Origin of the sequence: Actinomyces oris (genome assembly GCF_001929375.1) — a bacterium.
Classification (GTDB): domain Bacteria; phylum Actinomycetota; class Actinomycetes; order Actinomycetales; family Actinomycetaceae; genus Actinomyces; species Actinomyces oris_B.
Genome location: NZ_MSGO01000064.1, coordinates 1 through 5,133 on the forward strand (window position 1 = coordinate 1; position 5,133 = coordinate 5,133).

Here is a 5,133-nt window from a genome sequence, read left to right on the forward strand (position 1 = left end):
TTCGAGGGCACGGTTGCCTCAATCGGTAACGGTGACATCAAGAACACCGCCCAGCTCATCTCCGACACCATCTATGCCAGCACGCCTCCGGAGCCGACCGAGCCCCCGACCAAACCTGACAACCCTCCGACGTCCGACGAGGTGACCACCCACTGGGGCGACCTGACGATCAAGAAGGTTGACAGTCACGACAAGGATGCCAACAAGGCGGGTCTTAAGGGCGCCGAGTTCCAGCTGTACAAGGCCAAGGAGTCCTACGCGGACACCTGCACCAAGGAGAAGGAGGGGGCCCCCATCGCCGTTGACGGCAAGACCACGCTGACCACCGACGAGAACGGCGTCGTCAACATCAAGGGCCTGTTCGTCTCCGACTCCATTGACGGGGCGGGCCGCGACAACAAGGTCAACGCCCCTGCGCGCTGCTACGTCCTGGTCGAGACCAAGGCGCCCACCGGCTTCGTCCTGCCCTCGGGTAACGACGCCGTGACCGCTGTCAAGGTCCAGACCGGCGCCGTGGCCACGGACAACGTCACCGTCGAGAACACCAAGCAGGCGGTCCCGGGCCTGCCCCTGACCGGTGCCAACGGCATGCTCATCCTGACCGCCTCCGGCGCGTCCCTGCTGATGATCGCCGTCGGCTCCGTCCTGGTGGCCCGCTACCGCGAGCGCAAGCACAGCGCGAACCTCGCTGCCTGATGACAACCGCTGTCGGCCGGGGCCCCCAAGCCCCGGCCGACAACCACAACCACAACCGCAAGAGACCCTGAAGGTTATTCAGGGGGTGCCGTCCAGGACCTAGTCGCGGCTCGGGGCGACCTCCTCAGCGGTGATGAGGTAGCCCTCCAGGGCGCGGGCGACCAGCTCGGCGAACTGGCGGCACTCAGTCCGGTGGCACACCTCACGGCGATGGCTCGTCTCCTCATGGGGCTTTTTGTCTGATGACAAGATTTTCCCACAGGAACGAGCCATCGTCCGCGTAGAACGCGCCCACCCAGACCCTACAAGCGCACCCCTGAATAACCTTCCATGACCATCACCGCATAACCCGTTCTACGCCGCACCAAAAGATGTGACCCGCGTTCACGCCGATAACCTTGCTGTGGGCAAAGGAATGGTAACGAAAACGGCAAACGGGTTGCATATAGGTCTCACCCCCCGACTTGTGCCTGTTTGGTTGTTAGGGTGGCAGAGCGCCTTGCTAAGACTGGCGTTCGCCAGGACCTGCGCGTACGCGCTGCAATGCCTGATTCCCCTGCCCCTAGACCGTGAAGGACCGTCACATGAGTCCCGCATCCCGAACAGGTACTCGATACCGTGTTGCCGCGAGATGGCTGTTGGCCATCAGTGCGCTGCCCCTTGTCCTGGTTTCGACGCTGGGCGCAGTCCCGGCTGAGGCCGGATCTGCGGCCAGCGCGGTTGCCGGCGGGCTCACCGGGGCGCAACCCGTCGATCGGCCTCAAGCAGGGGGCCTGTCCTGCACGGGCGGGGACTACTACACGGTGGAGGGAGATGGCACCGTCTCCCTCGTACCCTCTAACAACGGCACACCCGTCTACCACGGGGCACAAGAGGTATTCAAGTTCAGTAAAGAAGGCAAGAAGTCAAAGTTCAACGGGCTGGCCATCGGTGCGAACGGTGAAGTGGCCTGGGCCTTCAACAAGGGTGACAGCAAGAAAGATAAAGTCGGAATCTACCGTTGGGACACGGCGAAGAGTGAGGGAGAACGGGTACTCCTCTCAGAGCTTCCTGATGGTGAATTCGGGTCTCCGAACATCTCCTCCCTGGTTGCGGGAGGCGTCAACCCCAGTGATCCCACTGGCGAGTACTACTTCGGCGGATTCGTCCAGGAAAAGAAGGGCACCTACTTCACGACCTACAAGTACTCCGGTGGCCGTATCGTCCTGGTCGGCTACGTGCAGGTCCTGCCTCACGACAGCGACAAGGGGAACGGTGACCTGGTCTTCTCCGCTTCGGGTGACATGTTCGTGCTCTGGAACGACGGAGAGGGCGACACTAGGATCGTGCCTGTGCGGCGGGAGGCCCTCGAGGCCGCCACGGGTGGCGTGATCCCGCACGGTGACATCAGCAAGCTCAAGACCGGTGAGGGGCGGTACAACGGCCTGGCCTTTGACTCCGACGGTCGACTGATCATCCAGTACGACAAGGGCGGTAAGTCCTACAACTACTCCATCGACCCGGACGACGGCACGACCCTGAGCGACAAGGTCTCCATCGGGGTCGGTGACGGCTCCGACCTGGCCTCCTGCGCGGCTCCTCCCACCCTCTACGTGCAGAAGGACGTCGTCGGCAGGGAGAAGCCCTCCGATCAGTTCACCATCAGCGTGGAGGGCAAGGGAGGCACGCCCCGATCCTCTGAGACCACCTCCGGCACCGGTACCGGCATCCAGGCGGCCATCGGCGTGTTCACCCTGTTCAAGCCCCGTACCTACACCATCAAGGAGACTGCGGCCAACGGGGCGAACCTGTCCGACTACAGTACGACCCTGAGCTGCATCGACGCGACGACGGGTGAGGAGCTTCCCGTCACTCGAATCAAGGACACGGAGTACACCTTCGTCCAGTCGGGGGCGGACAACCACGACGCCCTCTGCACCCTGCGCAACGAGCCCAAGCCGAAGACCGGATCGGTGAGCTGGCGCAAGACCGACACAGGCAAAAAGGCGCTGCCGGGCTCGGCCTGGCAGATCATCCCCGACGCCGCGGGGCAGCCGACCATTGAGGTGACGGACAACACTGGCGATCCCGGCTACTCGGGCCGGGACAAGGACAAGGCCGTTGCGGCGTTCACGGTCTCGGACCTTCCACTGGGCGGCTACACCTTGCGTGAGAGCACCGTGCCTGAAGGATACGTAGGCGCCCCGGACAAGCACTTCACGATCGCCAAGCAGCATTCGGCCAGCCCGAACAAGCTGGGAGACATCCAGAACAAGCCCATCAAGGGCAAGGTGACCTGGGTCAAGACCAAGGCTGACGGCACCCCGCTGGGCGGCTCCTCCTGGACCTTCACCCCCACGAAGCCGTCTGGCGAGGCCCGGACTATTACGGACTGCACCTCCGCCCCCTGTGCGGCGGGTGGGGACCAGAACCCCACGCCTGGACGCTTTGAGCTGCGGGACGTCCCCTACGGGACCTACTCCCTCCAGGAGCTCAAGGCTCCCGACGGCTATGTCAAGAGCGAGGAGACCAAGACGTTCAAGGTGACCACTGACGGCGCGACCGTCGCCGTCGGTGAGATGGTCAACCAGGCGCTTCCGCAGGTGTCCTGGACCAAGACCAAGCCGGACGGCAGCCTGCTCGGCGGCTCGACGTGGACCTGGAAGCCCTCGGCCCCGGCGGGGCCTGCGGTAGAGGTCGCTGACTGCGTGAAGCCCAGCGCTGAGAAGTGCACGGGCCCGGACAAGGACCCGGCTGCAGGAAAGTTCCTGCTCAAGGGGGTCAAGGCGGGCTCCTACACGCTGGTGGAGTCGCACCAGCCCGAGGGCTACCAGCTCGATCCCACGGAGCACAAGGTGGCGATCAAACCCACTGACGCGGGCAAGACCGTGAACGCGGGGGCCTTCAAGAACCAGCCGGCTGCTGGGTCGGTGACCTGGTCCAAGGTGGACGCGGGCAACGACCAGGCCCTGGCGGGCTCGGTATGGACCCTGTCCGGCCCGGCCGGGGGCGCAGGGGCTCGCGACCTGGTGGTTGCTGACTGCGTGGAGAAGGACGCCGCCTCCTGCACGGGGCCGGACAAGGACCCGGCTGCAGGGCGGTTCAAGGTCGAGGGCCTGGGGCTGGGGAAGTACTCCCTGGTTGAGAAGGCCGCGCCGGCGGGCTTCCGGCTGGACACCACCAAGCACCCCTTCAAGCTTGCCGCCGACCACCTGGACCACGCCTTCGCCGAGCCCTTTGCCAATACGAGGGCAAGTGTCCCAGTCCTGCCGTTGACGGGTGGGCGTGGTGCGCATGTTTTCCTGATTGCGGGTGGGGTTGTCTCCGCTGTCGCGATCTCCACTGGACTTCTAAGGAGGCGCCGTCACCGCAACCTGGACTGATTTGCCTGCCGACTCATGCATGAAACGTCGGAGGCGCCGGTGACGCCGTCGGACATGACGGAGTCGTCCACCGGAGAAGTATTCCCTATCCACACCTCTGCCACGCGTTCGCATCTCCCCGCGGCGCACAGTGAAAGGAATCCCAACCCATGAAGTACAACGCCAGCACGCTGGGGCGTCGGGCTGCCGCCGCAGCCGGTGTCCTGACCCTGGCCGTGCTCGGCCTGGCCCCCATGGCTCAGGCTGAGAACGCCAACTACGGAAACATCAAGGAGGATGCGACGGGTTCCCTGAACATCCACAAGCACCTCACCGGTGACGGAAACGACATCGGGACCGTTGACGGCAAGCCCGCCGGCGGTGCCGCCGGCGCCGCAGTCGCGGGCGTTGAGTTCACCGCCTACCCGCTCACCGACGTCAACCTCAAGGACTCCGCCGGCTGGAACACCATCAGTGACCTGGCCAAGGCCGGCGTGCCCGAGAACGCGTGCGCCGACCCGGCCAACCCGACGCTGACCGGGCACACCCTCGGCGCGGGACTCAAGTCTACTGAGACTGACGGTCAGGGCCTCGCCAAGATTTCGGACATGCCCGTCAAGGCCTACCTCGTCTGCGAGACCAAGGCCCCCGGCAACATCGTCCAGAAGGCCAAGCCCTTCGTCGTCACCATCCCCACCCCGAACACGGCAGTCGGCCAGGAGGGGAACTGGGTCTACGACGTCCACGTCTATCCCAAGAACGAGAAGACTGAGGTCACCAAGACCATCGAGGACCAGAAGACCAACGGCTACGTCGTGGGCTCCAAGGTCCGCTTCCCGGTCTCCTCGACCCTGCCGAAGCTGGACGACGGCGCCCACTACAAGTACTTCCAGCTCAAGGACACCCTGGACGCGAACCTCACGGGAGTGACCGCCACGGACGTCACGCTTGACGGAGCCCCGATGGACGCCGGTGACTACAAGGTGGCTACTGACGGTCAGACCGTGACGGTGACCTTCACCAAGGCCGGTCTGGCCAAGCTCAAGGCTGCCGCGGGTAAGAAGGTCCAGGCGATCTTCGAGGGCACGGTTGCCTC

General features: G+C 64.6%; 4 protein-coding genes. 3 read left to right on the top strand and 1 reads right to left on the bottom strand.

Features of this window, described 5'->3' with window-relative positions:
• Positions 1 to 696 (top strand): SpaH/EbpB family LPXTG-anchored major pilin (locus tag BKH32_RS12110; RefSeq protein WP_143222834.1); only part of this gene is annotated, 696 nt, incomplete at its 5' end.
• A gap of 99 nt (positions 697 to 795) precedes the next feature.
• Here BKH32_RS12110 and BKH32_RS14000 read toward each other — a convergent pair.
• Entirely contained in the window at positions 796 to 945 is a 150-nt protein-coding gene (locus BKH32_RS14000; RefSeq protein WP_178384673.1) for a hypothetical protein, read from the bottom strand.
• A gap of 335 nt (positions 946 to 1,280) precedes the next feature.
• Here BKH32_RS14000 and BKH32_RS12115 point away from each other — a divergent pair, with 335 nt between their 5' ends.
• Positions 1,281 to 4,058: an MSCRAMM family protein gene (locus BKH32_RS12115; protein WP_143222835.1), complete on the top strand. Its 2,778-nt coding sequence runs from the start codon at positions 1,281 to 1,283 to the stop codon at positions 4,056 to 4,058.
• A gap of 149 nt (positions 4,059 to 4,207) precedes the next feature.
• Positions 4,208 to 5,133, top strand: a 926-nt coding sequence (locus tag BKH32_RS12120) for a SpaH/EbpB family LPXTG-anchored major pilin (protein ID WP_143222836.1), incomplete at its 3' end; no start/stop codon positions are given.